This is a genomic window from Candidatus Woesearchaeota archaeon B3_Woes (genome assembly GCA_005222965.1).
Taxonomy (GTDB): Archaea; Nanobdellota; Nanobdellia; order Woesearchaeales; family B3-WOES; genus B3-WOES.
The window spans coordinates 460277-481519 of record NJBG01000001.1; the positions used below are offsets into that span (position 1 = coordinate 460277).

The following is a 21243-nucleotide window of genomic DNA, read 5'->3' on the forward strand; positions in this document are numbered from 1 at the left end:
ACTCACCAAATCCCCTTTTTTAGAACGATATAATTTCATTTTTATTTGTTATATTTAGGAGAGATAACTGCAATATTGTTATTTTTTTCTAAATTAACTACACTTACTTTTTCTTGATTCTCTATTTTTGGGTTTGTTGTTTGAAAACAAATGTTTCCCTCAACACATTTGCCTTCTTTTATTTTTCCACCATTTTTAAATTTTTCACACTTGTCTGGATTGGTTCCATAATTATATTCATTTTTTTCTCCATCTATTTTAAATAGGCATAAACAAGTTAAATCGCTGCAACTAATGTTGGATTGAAGAGATTCTTTTTCAAAAGCAACCAGATAATAAAACTGCCCTTTGATAGGCACACCTATAGATTCTTTATCGCTTAAATCATTAATTTCAGCAATAATTCTTTCAAAATCAAAATCTCTCTGGTCTTTTGCTTCAGTAGTATAAGATCTGTAAAACATAGTAAGAATAACTATCATCGAAACGGCTAAAATTAAATGAGGTACAAGTTTAACAACCTCTTCTAATGTAATCTCTCCTCTTTTATCATTAAACATAAAAAGAAACGGAGTTTTGAGGTATATATAGTTTTCTGTTTATTCTTTTTGTTCTTTACAACAAATTTTATCTTTATTAACACATTTTAAACTTGATTCTGTTGTCCAACTATCCCCCAACACACTACAATCAGAACCAGAAATACATCTTGTATCGCTAAACAATGCGCCACATGTATCTCCTTTAACAGCTTTTTCAGATTCATCTGCGATATTAGTATATTTTTCCATAGTATTTCCTATTTGGGTTCTAAAAACAAATATAAGAATAACCAAAACAACTAAAGAAAGTATTGCCATAACTAATGTTTGCATTGCAATGCCTTTTTTATTCATACAAAAATATAGATATTGTTCATATTTAAATATTTCTATATAAATGAACAATTTTAAATATATCATTAATATTCTTTCTTACATTATGGGATTAGGACAATTAACAGAAAAAGTTTTTCAAGAATCAAGAATCGGAAGAAATCTAATGATATTAGGATTGGGTGGATTAAGTTTAATTGTTTCTCAAGCTTTAGCACGCAATACAAAAAAACAAGAAACACAAGATAAAGAAGTAATTGAATGGGTCTTACCTCAAGAAACATATAAAGTTGTTTTTCCTTTTAAAGAACCAGAAACAAAATTTGAAAAAAGGATTTACAATCAATTGGGTGATGATGTCAAATATATGATGTGGAAAAGAAAATCAACTGATTTTAAAATGGCTTTGGCTTTATCAAATGTTATTAATAATCCAGGAATTAGTGCTTTTCAGAATGTAATAGATAAATTGATTGAACAGAGAAATCATACGGAATATGTTCCTCTAGAAGATATGGAAAAATATAACATAACTAAATCTAATTACCAAGGCACAATAGATCCTACTAGAACATTACCCCAGCCAGTTTTTTATCAACAAACCTGGTCTGGAGATATAATTCTTTTAGAAAAGGGAGATTTATTGCTACCTGAAACAAGCATTAGTGTTCCTCCAGGGATGGTTTATGTAAAAGGGGGCATTTTTGATATGGGGGATGTGATGGAAGATAATGAAATTTATGACGAAATACCTCTTCATAAAGAAGAAGTGGGAGATTTTTATATTGACATATATGAAGTGACTCAAGCCGAATTTACAAGAGTGATGGGATATATACCAGGCATAGGAAATAGTGAAGAATTACCAGCGGAAGGAATTCATTGGCCAGATGCAGATGAGTATTGTAGAAGAGTAGGCAAAAGATTACCAACAGAAGCAGAATGGGAATATGCTGCAAGAGAAAGAGGGGAAAAAGTTCGTTTTGGTAATGGTAAAAATATTATTGGTATGGAAGACGCAAATTTTTGTTATGTTGGCCAATTTAGTAGGTTTTATCCTTATTATATCCCTAGTCGACATAGTGACCTGCGTTTTGGAGTAGTACCAGTTGGAAGTTATCCCCCAAATGCACTTGGTCTTTATGATATGACAGGTAATGTAGAGGAATGGGTATCGGATTGGTTTTATAATAGGTTCAATAAAAAAGTTTATGTATTAAAAGGCGGTTCTTATACTGGAAATCCTGCTGAAGTACGTGCAACATCTCATATGAGGGATACCGTAGTGGGAGTTAATTCTGAAGCAGGGTGCCGTTGTGTAAAAGACAGATAATAATATAAAACAATAAAATTTATATAACACTAAACTTCATAATCTTCTATGGTTAATAAAAAAAGAGGTATTGTATTAATTCTTGTTATTTTCGTAATTATAATTGTTGCATTATTAATAACATTACCTAAAAAAATAGTATATAGTAAAGATCCTCAAGATTGGATTGAGGAAGAAGGTATAACAAATATAATTGATGTTAAACATGCTACAGAAGGGAATGGCTATTTTAATACAAACAATCAGCAATATAAATATTTACAAGTTAATACTGCTTTTGGTTATGATGGTTTTTACAAAGGAGCATTCTTCAAAAACAAATATATTGATTCTTCTAATCAATTACATATAGAGATAACGCCTAACTTAAATCCTAACGATGGTATTTTACAAGGAATTATTGTTGAAAAATTTGAAAACGGAAAACCAATATCTTATATATTCCTTGATGAAGATTGGAGAAAACAATTTAATGATAATATAAATATTGTTTGGGGCCAAACCTATCAAAACTTTAAGAAATTTGAGTTTAATCAAATATCAACAGGAGTTTATATGGATAAAGTAGAAGATGATTCTGATAGATTTTTTGAAGACTTTAACATACATGTTGGTGGTGTTTTGGTTGGAGATTTGAAAGTTTTTGGAGAAAACATATCTCAAATTGAAGAAGAAAACGTTACACTAATCGCTATACACTAATCCACTAAATTAGATAATCCTTCTCACAAACTTTTCACCAGGCACATCACTACCAGGCCATTTCTCTAACATTCCTATCATCACATCTACAGCAGCAAAAGCAGAACCAGAAGCCCATCTAACAGGAACTGTGCCTAGAAATCCAGTAAGAGTAGAAAGATAAATATCTGTAGCAACAAAAGTTGCTGAAATTGTTGTTCTAATATAGCCTGCTACTGGGAAATCATCATAACAATAACCTTCTTTTTTATCAATTTCTAGTTCTATACAATCAATACTATAATGTATTTGATGGGGATCTTTAAATCTCCCTGAACTATCACATTTCTTAACAGCATTACTCTCGTCTATTATATTTTGATATTCATTAATATACTCTTTATTCAATTTGATTTGTTTTGAAAATGATTGGAATGATTTGCCTTGATTAACAATAATATAATTAAAAAGACCAACATCTCCATTTTTTCCATCCCCTACTTTATAATCAACATAACTATCTAGATTATCAAATCTTTCTTTTTCGTCTTCTGGAAGTCTTTGCCATCTTCTCTCATATTCTTCAACACGTTCTTCATAATCTTTTAAAGTAATAGTTCCTTTTTCTACATTCATTAAACCGCCACCAAAGTCAAAAATAGAAGCTTCCTTATCATTAGTACAATCACACTTTCTTTTTACAACTCTAAAATCAGTTTTACAAGGGCTCACTAAATACATTACATTAGATGGCCTTTCTTGATTTCTAATAAAGTATTTGGTTGCTTCTTCATTTAAGTTATAAGTAATCTTATCAGCTAATAATTTAGGTTGAGTTAAAGCAATATCATTTACACCAACAGGAGTCAATTTCTCATTTTTTGAATCCATAGAATCTATTAAAACCGATAATAATACTGCAGTTGGAAGTGGGTGATTCTTAACCCATCTAGGAACACCAACAGTAACTGATTTAGCCATTGTTAAAGGGATATATCCTGGTCCTGTTACTGCTGCCCACTTTAATGAAGGGAAAGCTAAAGGTATTTGTTTTTTTCCAAGATCTAGAGCAGTAGCTAAAACAGTTCCTTTTTTCTCATAACCGATAGTTCCTTTTAACAAAATATTTCCTACATTTTGAGCTCCTTTGAGAAGAGATTTTTCAACTAACCTTTCGTCTACTTTTTGTAATGCATTTAATTTTAGAAAAGCTGTTTCGCCAGCTTCTTTAAATAATACATCATCCACTTCAGTTGTTCCTTTTTTAAGTAATCCATTAAAAAATTGCCTATATGTTTGTTTTTTTAATAATGTTTCTTTTGCTTCTTTTGTTAATTCATTTTCAAAAATTTCTTTTACTCCTTTTATAGAACTCTTAATAAATACTCCTTCTTTAAGAGAGTCAATCCCTCCTCCCTTTACAATTTTTTCTGCTAATTCCCTTCTATATTCTTCTAAAGGCTTTTTCGCATCTATAAGATGTTGGGGTCTTCTAATATTATTATTATTTAAAATTATATATATTTCACCAATTAGATCTTTTTCTAAGTTTTTGAATCTTTCAAATACTACTGATCCAGATCTTACTCCAAATTTTTTCGCAACAGCAGTTCCTATTTCTTTTGATGTTTCTCGACCAACACCATAAATCAATATTGTTTCTTCTTCTAATGCTAAACTTTTCATAATATTTTTTGTTGAAGCAAATTTAACTCTTTCAAAAAGATGTTTAGATCCTGATTTAATAGCAGTTTCTGCTGCTTCCTTGGCTAATTTTTCAGCTGCTTCTTCGCCTGCTTCTCCAGCTAATTTTTTAGATGCTTTTTCAGCTGCTTCTTTTGCGAGTTTGCCTTTACCCCCAGCAACATTTAAAGGGCCAGCAAGAGTAATATAAGAAATAGTAAAGAGATTAATCATATCAGACCATTCTTTATGCCAATAAGCTTCTGCTTCCTTAGGAAATTCTTCATAATAAACAAGATATTTTGGGTCTCCTAATGCTTGTAAAAATACTTTGTTGAAAATGGAATCACTAACATCTTGTGGAAGCTCAAAAGACTCCACAAAACAAGAGAACTCATCAACAGGATTATTTTTACTACATTCTTTTATATGAATCTTGTTTTGGAATATTGGTGTTTTATCATAATAAACACATCCTTGTCTATAAAAAGGTATTTCGTCTAATTCAACCTCTCCGAGATAGCGCTTAGCTTCTTTCCACTCCTGTTTCAACTCTATATCGTTTTCTTTATTTATTCTATTATCAAAGTATTTTTTAAGAGTATCTTTAGTAATTGGTGGATTAAACTTAGGTTTAAGAGGTTCCCACTTATTCGGACCCTTTAATTCACTAGCATCAAAACGAGCACAAAGTACATAATGGTCATTTAATACTGTTTTTTTTGATTTTACTAAACAATCTTTAACAGCATATCCTAATATTTCTATTACATTCTCTCTTTCTGTTGGTTCTTCTTCTGATTTATCCTTAAAACTCAAAAACTCAGAAGAAATACCACTGCAACTTACACTAGACTTTCCATATTCAATTGATTTTCTATCTCTCCTAGTAACAAGTTTTGAGAATAATGCAACAACTTTATTTTGTTCATCAGAAGGAACAGTATAACCAGATGGACAAACATCCCTGTTTTCATAATCAAACATACCAACAGCAACACTATTAAGTGAACATTCCATAGCTTTCATAGAATTACTTACAATTCTTTCTTCTTCATTATAATGTTCCTCAGGAACATATGGTTCAAATTCCTCTTGTTCTTTCCATGGAAACATCGATTCAGATGATTCTTCATCAAAAAACTTTTTCTTTGCAAAACCTACTCCTGGACCAATTACACCAATCACAACCGCACCAATCACAACCAAACCAAGAATTACAGAGATTAATGCAGACCAACCAATCATTCCTCTTTTTTGATTAAAAAATTTCATTTTAAAAAATATTTCTTAAAAATTGAACTTTATCTAATAAAAAATCTTTTGATTTAAAAGAAATGTAAATAAGTGCGAGTATAACGAATAAACCTATTATTAATCCAACTATAACAGACCAACCTGGTAATTCTCCTTTCTTAAAAAGATCTTTTCTCATCCTATTATATAAGTGCATTTTTCACTTACCTCGCTATAAGGCATTAAACTTAATACATTTACTGGTTTATGCACTTTGTCTTTGTTTATAATCCCTGTCCATTTCAAAAATGTTTCTCCATAGTTTACTAGCTTTAGAACATTAATACGTGCGTATACAATTGCTAATGGTTCATCAACCTCATACAAATATTCTGGTGCGAATATTCCCTTATTAACATCATCTTTAGTATATTCATAAAAACTTCTTTGTTGTGGATCAATTATAACAGGATGTTTTTGCATCCATTCTGGTAAAGATGTTATTTCTCTTCCACTAAATTTTTCTTTTACTTTATCTTCAAATTTTATACGTGAACATAATAAACAAAAAGCAGGAGGTCCACTTGCTTCATAATTCCAAAATTGAAGACGGCTCAATACTTCTTTAGGAAGTGAACACTCTTTATTCTCAGGACAACCACATTTAAAATCTCCTTCCTTATTAGGTTCACACTCAATTAAACCCCACCACTCTTGAAAAACAGGCATTTGCCCCTTCCAAGCCACATCCCAACAACCCTTAATTTCATTTGCAATAACCCTATTCATTTCAAATTCTAATAATTCTTCTTCACTATTTGAATGAAAACTAACATATTTTGAATCTTTATATTTTTCATTAAATTCATCAATCTCTTTTTGATTAGATTTCTTTTTATCTTCTAATTGTTCCAGAGTTATGTTTTTTCTTGTCATTTGACAATCTGGGGGTATTGTTTCTACACCTAAAACAGGAGACTTAGTAAGTGAACTCAATAAAAGGTTCCATTGACAATTTTTCTTTAGTGCTTCTTCTTCTAATACATTTCCCCATTCAATATAAACAAGAAGCAGCACACCTAATGAAACCACAAGAACAATTAATGTTACGAGTATTGGTGAAAGATCTCCTTGTGCTTTTTTATTCATGCAAACCCCTTCTCAACAACTTTTTTTAATATGTTCCAAAGCATGAGAAATACAACTAAAGCTATTATTAAAAAAATAAGGAAAACTAGTGCTTTTTTTGTACCTCCTTTTTTCATAATAAATATAATTTAAAGAACAAGATATATAAACTTTATGGTGGCTAGCTCCCCGCAGCCTTACCTATAGGAATACAGCAATCATCACATTCTTGTGTTTTTATAGTTGCTCCATAAGAACAAGGAGTTTTACACTCTCCTCCTTTTTCTGTACAACTGTCTAAACTAGTCTTAACGTCTCCAATTTTACCTGAAAACACAAAAAGAATAACAGCCAGAACAATTAAAGCTAAAATTGATATAACAATCGTTTGTAAACTTAGTCCTTGTGCTTTTTTCATTCTTGGTTCATACAGCAGTAGTTTCCACCATCTGCTTTTCCATCTCCATCATCATCACAATTTATTATATATATGGGTGTTTCGTCTTTATTACAATCAGATGCACCACTAACACATTTACCATCACAAGAATCTATTCCTTTCTTAAAACTCCCCATTTTGCCGGATAAAAGAACAATTAGAATAACCAAAACAATAAGGACCAAGGCCGCTATTACTATTGTGTTCAAACTTAGTCCTTGTGCTTTTTTCATCTTAAAAAGAAAAAATTATACAGAGATGCAACAAACCCCATCTACTGCTTGGCCTTCATTAACAGTTGAATCGCCATCTAAATCGCAATCATAAGAAACTTCTCTTGTGTAATCTCCTTCACAACTGGTTCTTGAACAGAATCCACCCATTGTTTCACAATCTCCAGAACCCTCTCTGAATCCGCCCAACCTTCCCATAAATATAACTGCTAATATAACCATAACTAATAATGCTAATGCTGCTATTATTATAACATTAAGACTTAGTCCTTGTGCTTTTTTTCTCATAAGTTTCACCTCTTTGGATTAAACTGATACTATTAATTGTATTGATTTATGTTATATTTAAATCTTACTATTAAATTATCCATAAATATCCAATGTAATAGTCATAACACCAGCGTCTGTTTGTAAAAATTGGGTTTTTCTTTCTCTTTCTCTTACTGTCCTTTCTTTTCCTGCTTCAACAACAACCTTTCCAGGAACACTAGCTTTAAGATAATAATCTTTTACTAAACTTATGTTAAGAATAGTTTCTGTTAAATTATTTATTGTTTGAGTTGCATACCCTTGTGAATCAGAAGGTGAACCAGGACAAGTTATGCTTGGATTATCCTTACTAGCATCACTTAATAATTCACCTATAGATATATCATTACATTCTGTATTAGTATTCAACAAAGTATTTAGCATATTTGCTGCTAATTGGGTTTCTGAATACTCTTTTCTATAAGTTTGTGGTGCTTTAAACAAGGTAAATCTTAATGCAAACATTAAACCAACCATCAATAATACAACTACAATTGCCAACCCCATTATTTCCATCTGCGCTTTTTTGTTTTTTCTCATTTTATCCGAATATTCTGTGAGGATATTTGAAAACACTTGAAAATCATTTGGATTTTCAGTGCACCAAAAATCTTTGATTTTTGTGTGTCTTTGATTTTCATTTTTAGCTTACTGTATAATATTTAATCTCTAACATTCCAAATGAATTAGTTCTTGTTGTAGCATTATAAAGGAGGATAGGAATTGAGGTTTTATAAACAGATCCGCTCCTTGTTCTATTATAGATATTCCATTCCTTGTTTGAAGGATATATCTCCTTAACAGTTATATCGCTATAATAAAAAAAAGGGTAATAGACATTATTTTTGTCTGGTAAAGTCATAAAAGCACTTAATTTATACATATCAAAACAGTTATCTTTTATTATGTTTTTAGATGAACACTGTAGTTCTGGCAAAAAAGAGATTGCTTGACTAACCTTTATTGATTCAAGTTCTTGTATTTTTGCTATTTTCTGTCCCTGACTAAATCCACTTGTTCTTATATAAAAAGTAAAACCAATTACTATAATTACAAAAAAGATAAGCATTATTGCAATTGTTTCCATCATTTGGATTTGTGATTTCTTTTTCATTTTTAATAAACAGCAGGGCACGAATTTGCCAAAGTAATACCATTATTTGTGCTTAAACTATCTGCCCATATTCTAACATTAGGGTAACTTTGTTCAGATGCAGCAGTTGCTATGTCTCCTATGTCATTTAAAGCATTGTCAAGACTATTATAACAAACTCCACTAACATAACCATCTCTTAATGTTGTAGTTCTATCTTCATAAACTTTTGTAATGTTTTGTAATCTGTAAAATGCATTGTTCATCCCGCAATCATAGATTTCTTTATTTTCAGAAAAAACAGCTGCTAAAAGAGATGCCTTACCAACATAATATGTAGATTCTGACACCCAACTTGCCTCATTATAATTAAAAAATTCTAAGCCTCCATTACAATCCATTCTTTCGTCTGCAGGATCACTCACACAACCGGGCGTTATATAAACTGCACTTATGTCTTCCTCTTTTGTGTCTCCAAAAGTGGAACCAGGGTTAAAAGTTACAGGATCACTAAAATATATTACTCTTACTTTATAATTATTTTTATCCCCGCTAACTGATCCTTTTTCTTTACTGATAAAAAGTTTAGATTGGCCATCTTTAACAATATATTTTGGAGGCAATAAATCAAAAAGAGCATTTGCTAAATCAGTCACATCATCATCAATTATATATCTGACTTCTGGGCTTGTTACATATAAAAAATTAGTAACTCTATAAGGTACACTCCAATCATGCGCATAAACAGAAACAGTATTTCTATCAGATTCTATTGAATCTGGAGCAAAAGCATATGGAAATCTTGCTGCAAATTGATTTCCTACTCTAAACCCTTCACAACCAAACTGAATCTTTTTGTTTGGAATCTCAACCACAGAAGAGGTTCCAGTACTTACATATGAACTACTGAATATGGATTGTAAATCTGTTTGAATTGTGCTGGATATGCTGTCTTCAGAAAACTCTTTTTGTTTTTGGACAATTGAAATAAAAAACATCAAGATTATTCCGCCAATTATTAAAATCATTATCCAATTAAACTGAAATGAAATTTGAGATTTCTTAAACATCTTTTTATTTTACGACCATTCAGAAACCCAAACATGATTTCCCATGCTCTCTAATTTTAATGTCACTTTTCCATTTACTACTTCAACACATTCTTCCTGATCTGCTCCATCTTCAACCTTAATATCTCCAACATAGAAACTTACATCCCCTGGTGGAGCTAAAAACATATTTTTATCCTCTGCTCCGTTATTTATATGCCCATTTATCAATGGATATTGTGTTGAGATAGCAGCAGATGGAAAAGAAGGATATGATTCAACAAAACAAATATGATCATAATTTCCAGGAACCGTCAAAACCTTTTTTTTAATGGTTCCTTTTGAATCTGCCTCAATCTTTTCAACTTCGTTTTTTATATCACTTTCTATCTGTAAATAAGATATTTCCTCGCTTCTATCATTAAAATAGTTTATTGCTTTATATCCATACAACAAAGTCATAGAAAACACAACCATTGCAAGAACATACATAAATACCTGACCAGCCATCTGTGATTTTTTGTTTTTCATTTTTTGCCTTTTGGTTTTTTCTTAGTGCCTTCTTTAATCTCTTTTAATGTTTCAAAAACATCTCCACTTGATTTTTTACCTTTGGTTATTCCTTTTAATTGTGATAAAGCGTCTCCTTTTGTTTTTTTCTGAACTTTTGAAAGAGATACCCACTCTTTTGTTGGTTTAGAAGGTTTAACAATTCTTTTTGTCTCTCTTCCCCTTCTTTGTAATCCTCTTCGTCTTTCTTGTGGTTTAGATGTTCCAGTTTCAAAACTTGAAAAGACCCCTCTTCTCTTTTCTTCTCTTTTCTTCTTGCTTTTTGCAATTAAATTTTTCAATTGTTTATCTATTTTGATTGGTTTGATAATAGAAGGGTGTGGTTTTCTAACTGAAGTAATTGTGTGTGTCTGAGTGGGGGTTTTAGGAGGTTTTTTGCCTTGTTTTCTCATATAATCTACATACATTGGATATCCAAAATAAACTCCTACTGAAATCAAGATAATCAAAAATACTATCCAGAAAAAAGTCCACCACACTGAACCAGGTTTTGAGTTAGCATCTAATGGGTCTGTCCCTTTTTCTATTTCTTTTTTATCAACAAAACCATCTCCATCTGTATCTGAATTAAGTGGGCTTGTTCCTGCTCTGTCTTCTTCAAAATTACTTAGACCATCATTATCAGCATCTTCATCACCATCTAAAATACCATCTCCATCGCTATCAGGAGAATAAGGGTCTAAATTATACATTTGTTCAAATTCATTACTTAAACCATCTCCATCAATATCATCATCACAAGCATCACCTAATCCATCACCGTCCATATCTAATTGATCTAAATTTGATTCATATGGGCAATTATCATCTTGGTTTAATATTCCATCTCCATCGCTATCTGATTTACAAATTCCCCCAATACATCTCAAATCACTCAAACAATCATCATCTATATCACAAAAATCCCCTTCTTCACATCCTTCACAAGAACCCCCGCAATCCACTCCTGTTTCTCCGCTATCTAAAATATTATTATGACATTTATCTGGTGGAGAACATTTACCTGTCACAACATTACAATAACCAGACTTACAATTGCTGTCTTTATTCTCACATTCTTCTCCATTCTCGCACTTTGGACAATTGCCTCCACAATCTATGTCTGATTCAATACTATTTTCTACCTTATCATAACAGGTTGGGTCTGCACAATATCCTTCAATACAAAAACCAGATACACAATCCATGTTTTCATTACATTGAGGTTGTTCAATCTGACACATACTAAGATCATATTCACAATCACTATCACAGTCTAACGAACCATTAATAAAATCACTATCATAATCATTACAATCATTAAAATCACCCAAATCCCAACCATCACATGCTTCTCCTGCATTAATTTCATCATTACCACATTCTCCTTCAGTTCCCCCTTTACACTCGTTTTCATCAAAAGTGCAATCATTATTACATGCTAGCTCTCCTTCATAAAATCCCCTGCTAGAACAGGTAGCATTTCTCAAATCACCAATATCACATTCTTCAGTTGAATCTGCTGCACCATCTCCACATTCGCTTCCTTCTCCGCCAGTACATGAACTTGTATCAAATATACAATCATTACAGGTTAATTCTCCTCCTGTAAACTCATCAAAACTAGAACACTCTTTATCTCCTATTTCGTCGCCTTCGCATTGTTCTCCTGTATTAATATCTATTACACCATCACCACAGTAACTTCCTTCTCCGCCTGTACATGAACTTGTATCAAATATACAATCATTATTACAACCTAAAATTCCTCCTGTGAAATCTGCTATATCAAAGCAAGTGGTGTCTCCTTTGTTCTCACCATCGCATTGTTCTCCTGTATTAATTTCTCCATCTCCACAATATCCAGAAGTTCCTCCTTCACATAATATTGTTTTTAATTCGCAGTTATCGCATATTAAAGTTCCTCCTGTGAAATCATCAAAATCTCTACAGTCGGTTTCTCCTTTGTTCTCGCCGTCGCATTGTTCTCCTGCGCTTGCATCTACTATCCCATCACCACAGTAACTTCCTTCTCCACCTGTACACAAACTTATATCAAACACACAATCGCTAGCGCAAGTTAAGATTCCACCTGTAAAATAAAAATCAGAGCATTCATTAAGGTCTTCTGCCCATTCTGCGTCTCCGTCGCATTGTTCTCCTGCATCAATAATATTATTATTACAGTATCCTGAATCAGGACCACAAGGAGCACAACTTCCTCCGCAATCTACTCCTGTTTCGTCTTCATTTTTTATACTATCATCACAATGAGCAGGTTTAGCACTAATATCAATAGTTATACCATCACTTGACATAACATCTCCTTCTAAACCATATGCGTTTTCTGGCTTTACATCAAACTGATATTTTTGTTTATCTGCAAGATTTATATCATCTACAACTATCCACTCATCTTCTGTTGTTTCATCAAGCCAATCAAATACAAAACTATCTGTTGCTCCAAATTCTTTTAATCTATAATAATACTGCGCAATTCTTGTATCAAGATCTTCTCCCAACCATTTAACTCTTAATCTAGTATGTTTCCATGTAATTTCTGGGTTTGGTTCATTGCTTGAATCATCAACATAATTCATTTTAGGAGGAGTTACGTCAACACTAAAACCTATTTCATAAGGGATAGATGGTAACCAACTAATTTGCCTGCTATCATAACACTTTACATAATATCTATAATCTCCATTGCCCGGAACACTAATTGTTGCTTTGTGGTCTAAAGTGGTCTGTTTTGTAAAAGGCAGCCAAGTAGAAATTGGAGAAGATTGATCTGTAGTATATTTACAATTAGTATCTAGGTTAACTTTCGCTCTTAAATCTATTTCATTAGTTGTAAAGTAAGGATTAGTCATACTAACGACAGATAAAGGAGCACTATCACTCACCTTAAAAGATATTGGCATTGTGCTTATGAGTTCTGCCATATTCATACATTCTACCATATAAGTTCTCATAACATTTCCATAAGGCGGGTAAACCTCTTGGCTATGTGTTGTTTCAAATCTTTCACTATCATATCCAGGAAAGGATCCTTCATCTTCATGACCACTATAAGTACATATTGTTTTATCATCTGTAGTAATTTTTAAACTTGTAAAAGGAGGATCAGTAGCAACAAGCGCCGGATCTGCTCCTGTAAAAGGGACATATGTTGGAGGAGATGTATCAACAGATAAATCAAATTCTTTAGATGTGATTGAATTATAATAAACATCTTTACAATTCACATACAAAATATGTTGTATGCCTTCGTATATTCCTGAGATATGTTCGCTATGAACCACACTATTTGTCGTATCAAGTTGTAATGAATGGGCATAATCTGCTGCTTCATTATCTAAAGCATACTTACATATTGCAGTGTTATCTGTTTTTAATTCCAATGTAAAGGATGAAGTTGGTGAAACTCCATATGAAGGTTTAACTAATGTTATATCTAAAGATGTTGAATCAGCATTTACTTCAAAACTTCCATACTCAAGTATGTTATTTTTTGCATAATCACTAGCATCTACTTCTAAATTATATACTCCATCTATAAATTGCATAGAATCTATTTGAAATACTTTGTTGTCTGTTGTTTTAAAATTGGATGTTATGTCTATGCCATCCATCAAAACCTGGTTTAACAAAGAGGGTTCATCAAATACTAAAATTACAGTAGGGGTAGAAGAGTTAACTGTTTCATCATTTGGTTGAATACTAAGACTAGGAGATTTTGTGTCTACAACAAAAGTAAACTGTTTGTTAGAGCTCATCTTCCTTCCAAATCTGTTTTCAGCATTAAATTCATATTTATAGGTGTCATCTGGAAGATAAGACATATCAGTCAGAATATCTCCTATCTTTATTTCATGATTTTGCTGGGAAGATGTCATTAAAGTCAACAAAATTGGATTAGTTGCTCTGTCTTCTAACCGATGATATGAGAGCCTTGCATTATTAGAAAAATTAATTTGTATTATTGGTAATGGATTGTTTGTATAATATACACTATTTATGTAGTTTGAATCTTTAATATAATAAGCATAAGCATTGGGTCTAATGTCTGTTGATGCTGCAAAAGACATATCCTTAACCAAACCTATGTTTTTTGAGGGATCTTCTGAATAATATTTAAGAATAGTATTTCCAGGTATTAAAGTGAGTGAATCTGATTCACAAGAACCTGCACAAAGTTTTAATGTTCCTTCATACTCTCCAACAGCTAAATTTCTATAAGTTGTTATTTTAAAATCTCCTGTCCTAGGCATACAGGCACTTGAAGTATCTACACAATAATATGTTTTATAATCTACTGATCCTTTTGGTACAGCAGATTCTTCTATTTTAATTTTATCAATAATCTCTATGTTAAAGCCGTTTACAACCCCATCATTATCTTTTATTGTAGTAATTGTTGTTTCTGGTCTAAAATAATCTTTTTCACAATCTGGGTCTAAACTTCCTTCACAATCTGGTAATGCAATCCCGTCTGCATCTTTTACACAATTTCCTTCTGTCCATCTACAAACATTGATTCCACAAGAATCTCCGCTAACATCGACAAATTCATTAAGATTGTTTAATGATGCTGGAGAAGAAATAACACTACAATCTAATTGTGTGGTATATACCGGACAGCCCACGCTTCCACAGCTATTGCATGTTCCTCCTGCCTCAAAACAAGGATATTTATCAGTTGATAATGCCATTAACCTTTCTTCTGTAAAAATATCAAAAACAGAATTATATGCGCCATAATTAATATTCTCCATACCATCAGATCCTTCTTGGTAACAGAATTGACAATTATCTGACTCATCATCAACACATACACCAATACCTAGTTCATCATAAATTGGTTCCCACCTGCAGGATGTTGCTGGATCCTGGACAGCCCCAACCATGCAATTGTCTTTTTCGCATGTTTCTTGAGATTTATAATCATAACAACCCATTGCGTCTCCCCCGCAATTATAACAAGCATCGACATTTGTTGAAGACCTATCTAAAAAACAGTATTTATAATTAGATTCTGTTCCTTCACAAAGTTCTCGAGTTAAATAATACATTCCAAATGGATTTCCAAGGTCTTCATTGCAATCTGTCTCTTCAATACAAGTTCCACTTACGCATATATAATTTTCCTGACAAGCTGTTTCGCTATTAAGAGAATTGTGAATACTGCAAGAATATGGTTCATTACCAACACAAAATGTTGAAGGGGTAGTCAATCCTTCGCATTCAGAATCTCCAGAATAAATATTTACAGCTCCACTATCTTTTGAACTTTGGTATTGATAATTTCCTTGAATAACATACCTATATGTTGTTTCCCAGCTTATAGATATATCTGTATATGTTTTCTGGGTTGTTTCGCCTATTATTGAAAATTCAGTACAATCAGATCCGCTACATCTCATTATTGCATAATTAACTGCTGGACAATTATAATTATCCTCCCATGTAAGAGTTATTTGTCTAAATCCTCTATCCTCTCCTCTTATGATGTTGGTTGGTTTTATATTAAGATCAGGATCACTGCATCCCTCCCCTCCTGCCGCTAGAGAGCAAGATCCAACACAACATTGTTGACTTGAAGAGCATGCCCCCCCTTCTGGATTTGAAGAACAAGCTTCATAATCAGAACATGAACCAGGTCTACAAGTATTACAAAGAGATAATCCACATGTTGTTGCGCATTCTTCATCACTACCTGCCGCCCCTTCAACTATTGTTCCACTACTCCACGCACATAGTTGAGCAATCTCTCCATTAGGGATCTGATAAGCTGTTTTTGGTAAACAACAACATGAAGGATAAGAAGCACCTTTAACAAAAAATACACTAAAGAGAAGAGTAGTTAAAAAAATTAATCCTATTATTATTGTTATTTTTAATTTTTTGTTCATTCTAACATCCTGTACCTGTTATAGTAAAATCAATATATTGCCAATCCCTTGATTTGTCAAATCCAGGAACACACGAATATGGTGAATAATGATTATCTGAAACACAAATTTCTACTGTAAACGACCCACCAATCCCATTTCCTACAGGCGGATAAGATTCGCAATATTGGCTTATAATAGTTTTACTAAAAGAAGTGTTTCTTGCTAAACCTAAATCTAAAGAGGTGTAGTATACAGTTATGCTCTTTTCATCAGGGTCAGTAACATTAACCATATCACTAAAATAAGTTTCATTTAAAACTTCTCCAACCCCTATTGTTTTAGGAGAAGTTATATTTTCTAAAACAGGGTATCTGTTTTGTCTTGCAAATTGAAAGATAAAAGGGGTGTTTGAAAAATTATCTTCTATTTTGATGATATTATCCTCAAAAGGGGATATCTCATTACCGCCTTGTCCATGTCTCAAAATAGTAAGAATCATATTGCCATCAATTAATCCCAATGAATCTATTGTAACGTCATAACTTTCATTATTTTTATCAAAATCAAGCAAAGTATTTGCTATTTCATGTAATTTTTTTAATCTAACTTTTGTGTCATAATAAAATTCATCCACTCTTATCTGCTTTTTTGTTGTCGGATCAACAATATTCAAAGGGTAGTTTATTATTGTAATTATTGTTTCTTCGGTTGTATTAACACTAACACTTAAAGTTCCATTTAATTCTATCTTAAACCCTTCATCTTCAAAAATTGATAAGTCAATGCAATTTTCAAACGTGTTGTTGATATAAACCTTTAATTGATTATACATGCTTCCTCCTCCATCTAATTCTGGTAAATAAGTCATATCCCCAAAACACCCTTTTTTTAGTGTACAATTCCTTTCACTAGGCTTTGGAAAACCCATCCAAGGATACTCTCCTCCTTTAAAATTTCCTACTAAAACTTCAGAAATATTGTTTTTGCAAGTTATACCAGATCCACCTAAACAATTATAACTTTCGCTTGATGACCTTTTCAAACCATAACTTACATTAAGTTTTGTATCTCCTTGTACAAGAGTAAGAGAAAAATTAGCAGGTCTAGGAATATCAATGCCTCCTTGATAATCATATATTACTCCCCCTTGGTTTCCTAATAATTTCATTCCGTCTTTTGCAACCTTTCCCAAACACGCTGTTACATAAGATCTTATGCTGGCTATGTCAAAAGTTGTTTCTTGATGTACTAATGCTTCTTTTCTTGTTTTGTGTCCTGTTGTTTGCTTTCCAGCATAAAAAACAAGCCCCATAACAATCAAAAAAACAAAACCAATTAACATAAAGAAGGTTAATTGTCCTTTTTTTGAAAATTTTTCTTTCATTTTATTCTTAATTTGGGTCCTAAATCGTTTAATAGCTCATAATAACCTTGGGTTAAACCGCCAGTAAAAACATAATTAACATTTCCTTGTTTTACACAATCAAAAGGCACTAAAACAGGATTAGCAACTTTATAATTTTCAATCATAACACATAGATTTGTATTAAAATTAGTATATGTTGCAGACATGTATTTTTTATTCTTTATTTCTTCTGTTATGATATAAATTGATTTTTCTCCTTTTTTGTGTAAATATATCTTATTAAAATTACTAGTTTCATTAACAAATCCATAATCATATGAAAGGCGTATATTTTGTAAATAATAAAGTGTTGGCTCAAATAAATTTCTTATATAAGCTGCTTCTCCTCCTGTCAGAACATCACTTATAGATGGCTCGTTTCTAGTATAAATTACTGATTTGATTTTATTATTATAATATACTCCACCACCACAAACTTCAAAAGTACTTGAATCCAATACGCTGCTGCAATCCCTGTTAGTTCCGCCTATTGCTTCTAATATAGAGTAAGAAGATGCGTCTACGTCATGGTTAATAGAAGCTCCAATTATGACTTTATTTTCATCATATTTCAAAACACATAAATTATTAATACAAGGGACTATGTTTCCTTTTCCAATATTACATGTATATCCTCCTGTTTGGAAATAATTTACAGTAGGATACCATTCATTTATAGAATACCCATAAAAGTTTAATACTTTATCATAGCTATCACAAAATAAGCTATATTCGTTTGAACTACTTCCAATATCCATTAATTGTCTTATTAATAAAGCGGTTCTTGATGTCCATTCTCCATTTCTGCAATAATGGTCTCCGATAAATTCTCCATCATTTATGCATCTGACTTCATTAAGAGGGTAATGAGTAACGCTTGTTGCGTCCTCAACAGTTTTATCAAAACTTAGTTCATCTGGGTTTACAAGACATTGGGTATCATCTAAACAATAACCACTATCTGTTTTATCCCATGTATATGCTTCTTTTAAACTTCCTACACATTTCCCTCCTATAACCTTCATCTTCGGTTTACTGCAACAAGCATAAGAAGCATATGCTCCTTTTGTAAAATATTCTTCTGGGTCATCTCCGCAACAAGCTCCATCTCCTGCATCACCTGTTAAACCCCAAGGTGGATGTCCTAAGGCCTCTTCTTCTGAAATATTTACTATCGCCTTACAAACACCAAGATCAGTATCAGATCCATACCATTGCCCCATAGCACACAGGTGAACATCTGGAAATTCTCCATGCAAATCACCACTTGCAACACATTCACCATCTATAACACAATAAAGTTCGTCTGGACAACACGCTCTATTAAAAGGTGGAGTTGTTTGATCAAAAGTTGGATTTGTTTGATATTCGTCTGTACAATCACTCTCTCCGTCATCATTAACTCCGCAGGTTCTATTCCTAATTGGAGATAGATACCCTTCAGGAGAACAATCTAAATCAGAACAATCAATAGTACCATCACAATCATTATCATATCCATCAAAACAAAAATCTTCTTCTATTGGTATTCGGATGTTTATTGGACCTTCATCAATTCCACTTATAACACCATCAAGCCAATCTAATTTAGGAGTATTTGGATCACAATCACAAAAAGGACTTGATGATAAACCTGGATTTATATAATAAGGGTTGAAATTCATAGTGGAATCGATGCTTTCAGATGTGCCATTATCCATACAATCCAAATATGTAGAACCTAGATGACAAGATTCAGCATGATAAAGATTAGAAGGTTGAATACCATATCCATCTTCATCATCATCAATACAAGAAGTAACACATCTTCCTTCTCCATCACAATGTTTTCCATCTCCTTTTTCTTCATTAGGAGTAAACTCATTACAATCCCATATTGCTGTATAATACGGATATTCCTCTCCAGCCACAAGATAAGAATAATCTTCTGCCTCTTCTTCTGAAAAGATCTTGGGATCATCTACAGAATATTCTCCAGCAGGCAAATTTTGAGCGAGACATCCTCCTCTACAAGTATAATGTTGACAAACAGGATCAGGGTCGCAACTTGCTACGTCTTTTTGCCTGGTGGCTTTTTCAACGTCTTCTGGTTCTAATTCTTTTGTTTCATTAATAAAATCTCCATCACAATACATGTCGCCAGCCCACGGGTCTAATGGTTGACAACGTTTTTCTCCTTCTCTATTATATTGAACACAATGTCCTTTGCCATCTCCTTCTGCGTCCCATGCAAAACATTCTTCATCTTCGCTACATTCATCATTAATTGCTAATCCTCCTTTAACAGAGCAACAAACTTCATACTTATAATCAGAATCATCAAAACAACTTGCAAAATGAGCATTATTTACATATTCTCCATCAATCTCTCCTGCTAAAGAAAACATACAAAAATATGAATTCTCCCCGTTTGAATCTTCTAAAGCGTCACATTCCTGGTCTGTATTTGTAACCTGACAATCCAAGTCAACATCTAAATCTGTTGTTAAACAAACTTCATAAGAATAATCCCCTCTCCAATAAGTAGACCCATGTGCATTATCCCTATCTGATAAAGAAATTATATGTCCATCAAGACCACAAGCAGTATAGTCCTCATTCCTGCTTATAGATTCAAAACCAGAAATATTACAACATATATTATTTTTATTGCTCCCAAAATAAGAATCACTACCAGATGCATGAGCATTATAAGGCGGATCTGATAAACTAATAATAAAATGTTCACCAGTTTCACAATTATCTCTTACAACACATCTGCCAGCGGCTTTTGAACCATCTTTAGTATACTCACAACCTTTTCCATTTATCTTATCCACCTCCCCATCACAATCATTATCATATCCATCACAGCTCTTTTCTGACTCTTGATACTTGTCATTGTGTTGATAATAAGTTGAAGAATCACATCCTGGCCACACACCATTAGTACATGTTTCCTGTGCTCCAACACAAACGCCGTTTAAAGCTTTCGAATCAGTCTTACTACAAAGTCTTTGATCTCCAGAAGAACAAACAGAAAGTTTACAGTAAGGCGCTTTTTCGGGACAGACCGCATCAGTTAATTCGTTACAGTATTTTATTTGTATACAGTAAGTAGAGGCTACCTCTTCGCCGAGTGTTGTCTTACAAACCTCAGTATCACTTGACCCACAAAAAAAGGAGGGAGCTGAAGGAGCACAACCATCAGGACAACCACCAGGCTCCATTGTATGATAGGAACAGTAGAGTGGGTAGTCACCTACACAATCTCCAACAACACCCTCACCAACAACCACAAAACTAACCAAAACAACAAAAATCAAAAAGATTGGTTTTAATTTGGGTTTCATT

At 32.6% G+C, this 21243-nt stretch carries 16 protein-coding genes; 2 read left to right on the forward strand and 14 right to left on the reverse strand.

Going from position 1 to position 21243, the window contains the following annotated elements; genetic code table 11:
* Window positions 1–41: 41 nt before the first annotated feature.
* Both CEE44_02470 and CEE44_02475 read right to left on the reverse strand, forming a co-directional pair.
* A complete protein-coding gene (locus CEE44_02470) occupies window positions 42–560 on the reverse strand; it encodes a hypothetical protein (GenBank protein ID TKJ17375.1) in 519 nt (172 codons plus the stop codon).
* Window positions 561–599: 39 nt separating this feature from the next.
* Window positions 600–896, reverse strand: a complete 297-nt coding sequence (locus CEE44_02475; protein ID TKJ17376.1) for a hypothetical protein — start codon at window positions 894–896, stop codon at window positions 600–602.
* Between the two features lie 43 nt (window positions 897–939).
* Between CEE44_02475 and CEE44_02480 the strand changes: the two genes are divergently transcribed.
* Entirely contained in the window at window positions 940–2208 is a 1269-nt protein-coding gene (locus CEE44_02480) for a hypothetical protein (GenBank protein ID TKJ17377.1), read from the forward strand.
* Window positions 2209–2256: 48 nt separating this feature from the next.
* Entirely contained in the window at window positions 2257–2910 is a 654-nt protein-coding gene (locus CEE44_02485; protein ID TKJ17378.1) for a hypothetical protein, read from the forward strand.
* Between the two features lie 9 nt (window positions 2911–2919).
* On the opposite strand, the gene CEE44_02490 is transcribed toward CEE44_02485, so the two are convergent.
* From CEE44_02490 to CEE44_02545, 12 genes are all read right to left on the reverse strand, one after another.
* A complete protein-coding gene (locus CEE44_02490; protein TKJ17379.1) occupies window positions 2920–5847 on the reverse strand; it encodes a hypothetical protein in 2928 nt (975 codons plus the stop codon).
* Window positions 5848–6003: 156 nt separating this feature from the next.
* A complete protein-coding gene (locus CEE44_02495; protein TKJ17380.1) occupies window positions 6004–6957 on the reverse strand; it encodes a hypothetical protein in 954 nt (317 codons plus the stop codon).
* Between the two features lie 160 nt (window positions 6958–7117).
* On the reverse strand, window positions 7118–7354 hold the full coding sequence (locus CEE44_02500) for a hypothetical protein (GenBank protein TKJ17381.1): 237 nt from the start codon (window positions 7352–7354) through the stop codon (window positions 7118–7120).
* On the reverse strand, window positions 7351–7608 hold the full coding sequence (locus tag CEE44_02505; protein ID TKJ17382.1) for a hypothetical protein: 258 nt from the start codon (window positions 7606–7608) through the stop codon (window positions 7351–7353). Before CEE44_02505 ends, CEE44_02500 begins: the two co-directional genes overlap by 4 nt.
* Before the next feature lie 15 nt (window positions 7609–7623).
* A complete protein-coding gene (locus CEE44_02510; protein TKJ17383.1) occupies window positions 7624–7896 on the reverse strand; it encodes a hypothetical protein in 273 nt (90 codons plus the stop codon).
* Window positions 7897–7971: 75 nt separating this feature from the next.
* Complete coding sequence (locus tag CEE44_02515) at window positions 7972–8457, reverse strand: hypothetical protein (protein ID TKJ17384.1); 486 nt, start codon at window positions 8455–8457, stop codon at window positions 7972–7974.
* A 103-nt stretch (window positions 8458–8560) separates the two neighbouring features.
* Entirely contained in the window at window positions 8561–9031 is a 471-nt protein-coding gene (locus tag CEE44_02520; protein TKJ17385.1) for a hypothetical protein, read from the reverse strand.
* Between the two features lie 2 nt (window positions 9032–9033).
* Window positions 9034–10038 (reverse strand): hypothetical protein, encoded by a 1005-nt coding sequence (locus tag CEE44_02525; protein TKJ17386.1) that lies wholly within the window; start codon window positions 10036–10038, stop codon window positions 9034–9036.
* A gap of 51 nt (window positions 10039–10089) precedes the next feature.
* The gene (locus CEE44_02530; protein ID TKJ17387.1) at window positions 10090–10590 is read right to left on the reverse strand and encodes a hypothetical protein; all 501 of its coding nucleotides are present in this window, start codon (window positions 10588–10590) and stop codon (window positions 10090–10092) included.
* The gene (locus CEE44_02535; GenBank protein TKJ17388.1) at window positions 10587–16523 is read right to left on the reverse strand and encodes a hypothetical protein; all 5937 of its coding nucleotides are present in this window, start codon (window positions 16521–16523) and stop codon (window positions 10587–10589) included. Before CEE44_02535 ends, CEE44_02530 begins: the two co-directional genes overlap by 4 nt.
* A gap of 1 nt (window position 16524) precedes the next feature.
* Window positions 16525–17889, reverse strand: a complete 1365-nt coding sequence (locus tag CEE44_02540; GenBank protein TKJ17389.1) for a hypothetical protein — start codon at window positions 17887–17889, stop codon at window positions 16525–16527.
* Window positions 17886–21242, reverse strand: coding sequence for a hypothetical protein (locus CEE44_02545; GenBank protein TKJ17390.1), 3357 nt, complete (start codon window positions 21240–21242; stop codon window positions 17886–17888). The genes CEE44_02540 and CEE44_02545 overlap by 4 nt, the downstream gene beginning before the upstream one ends.
* Window position 21243: the final 1 nt, after the last annotated feature.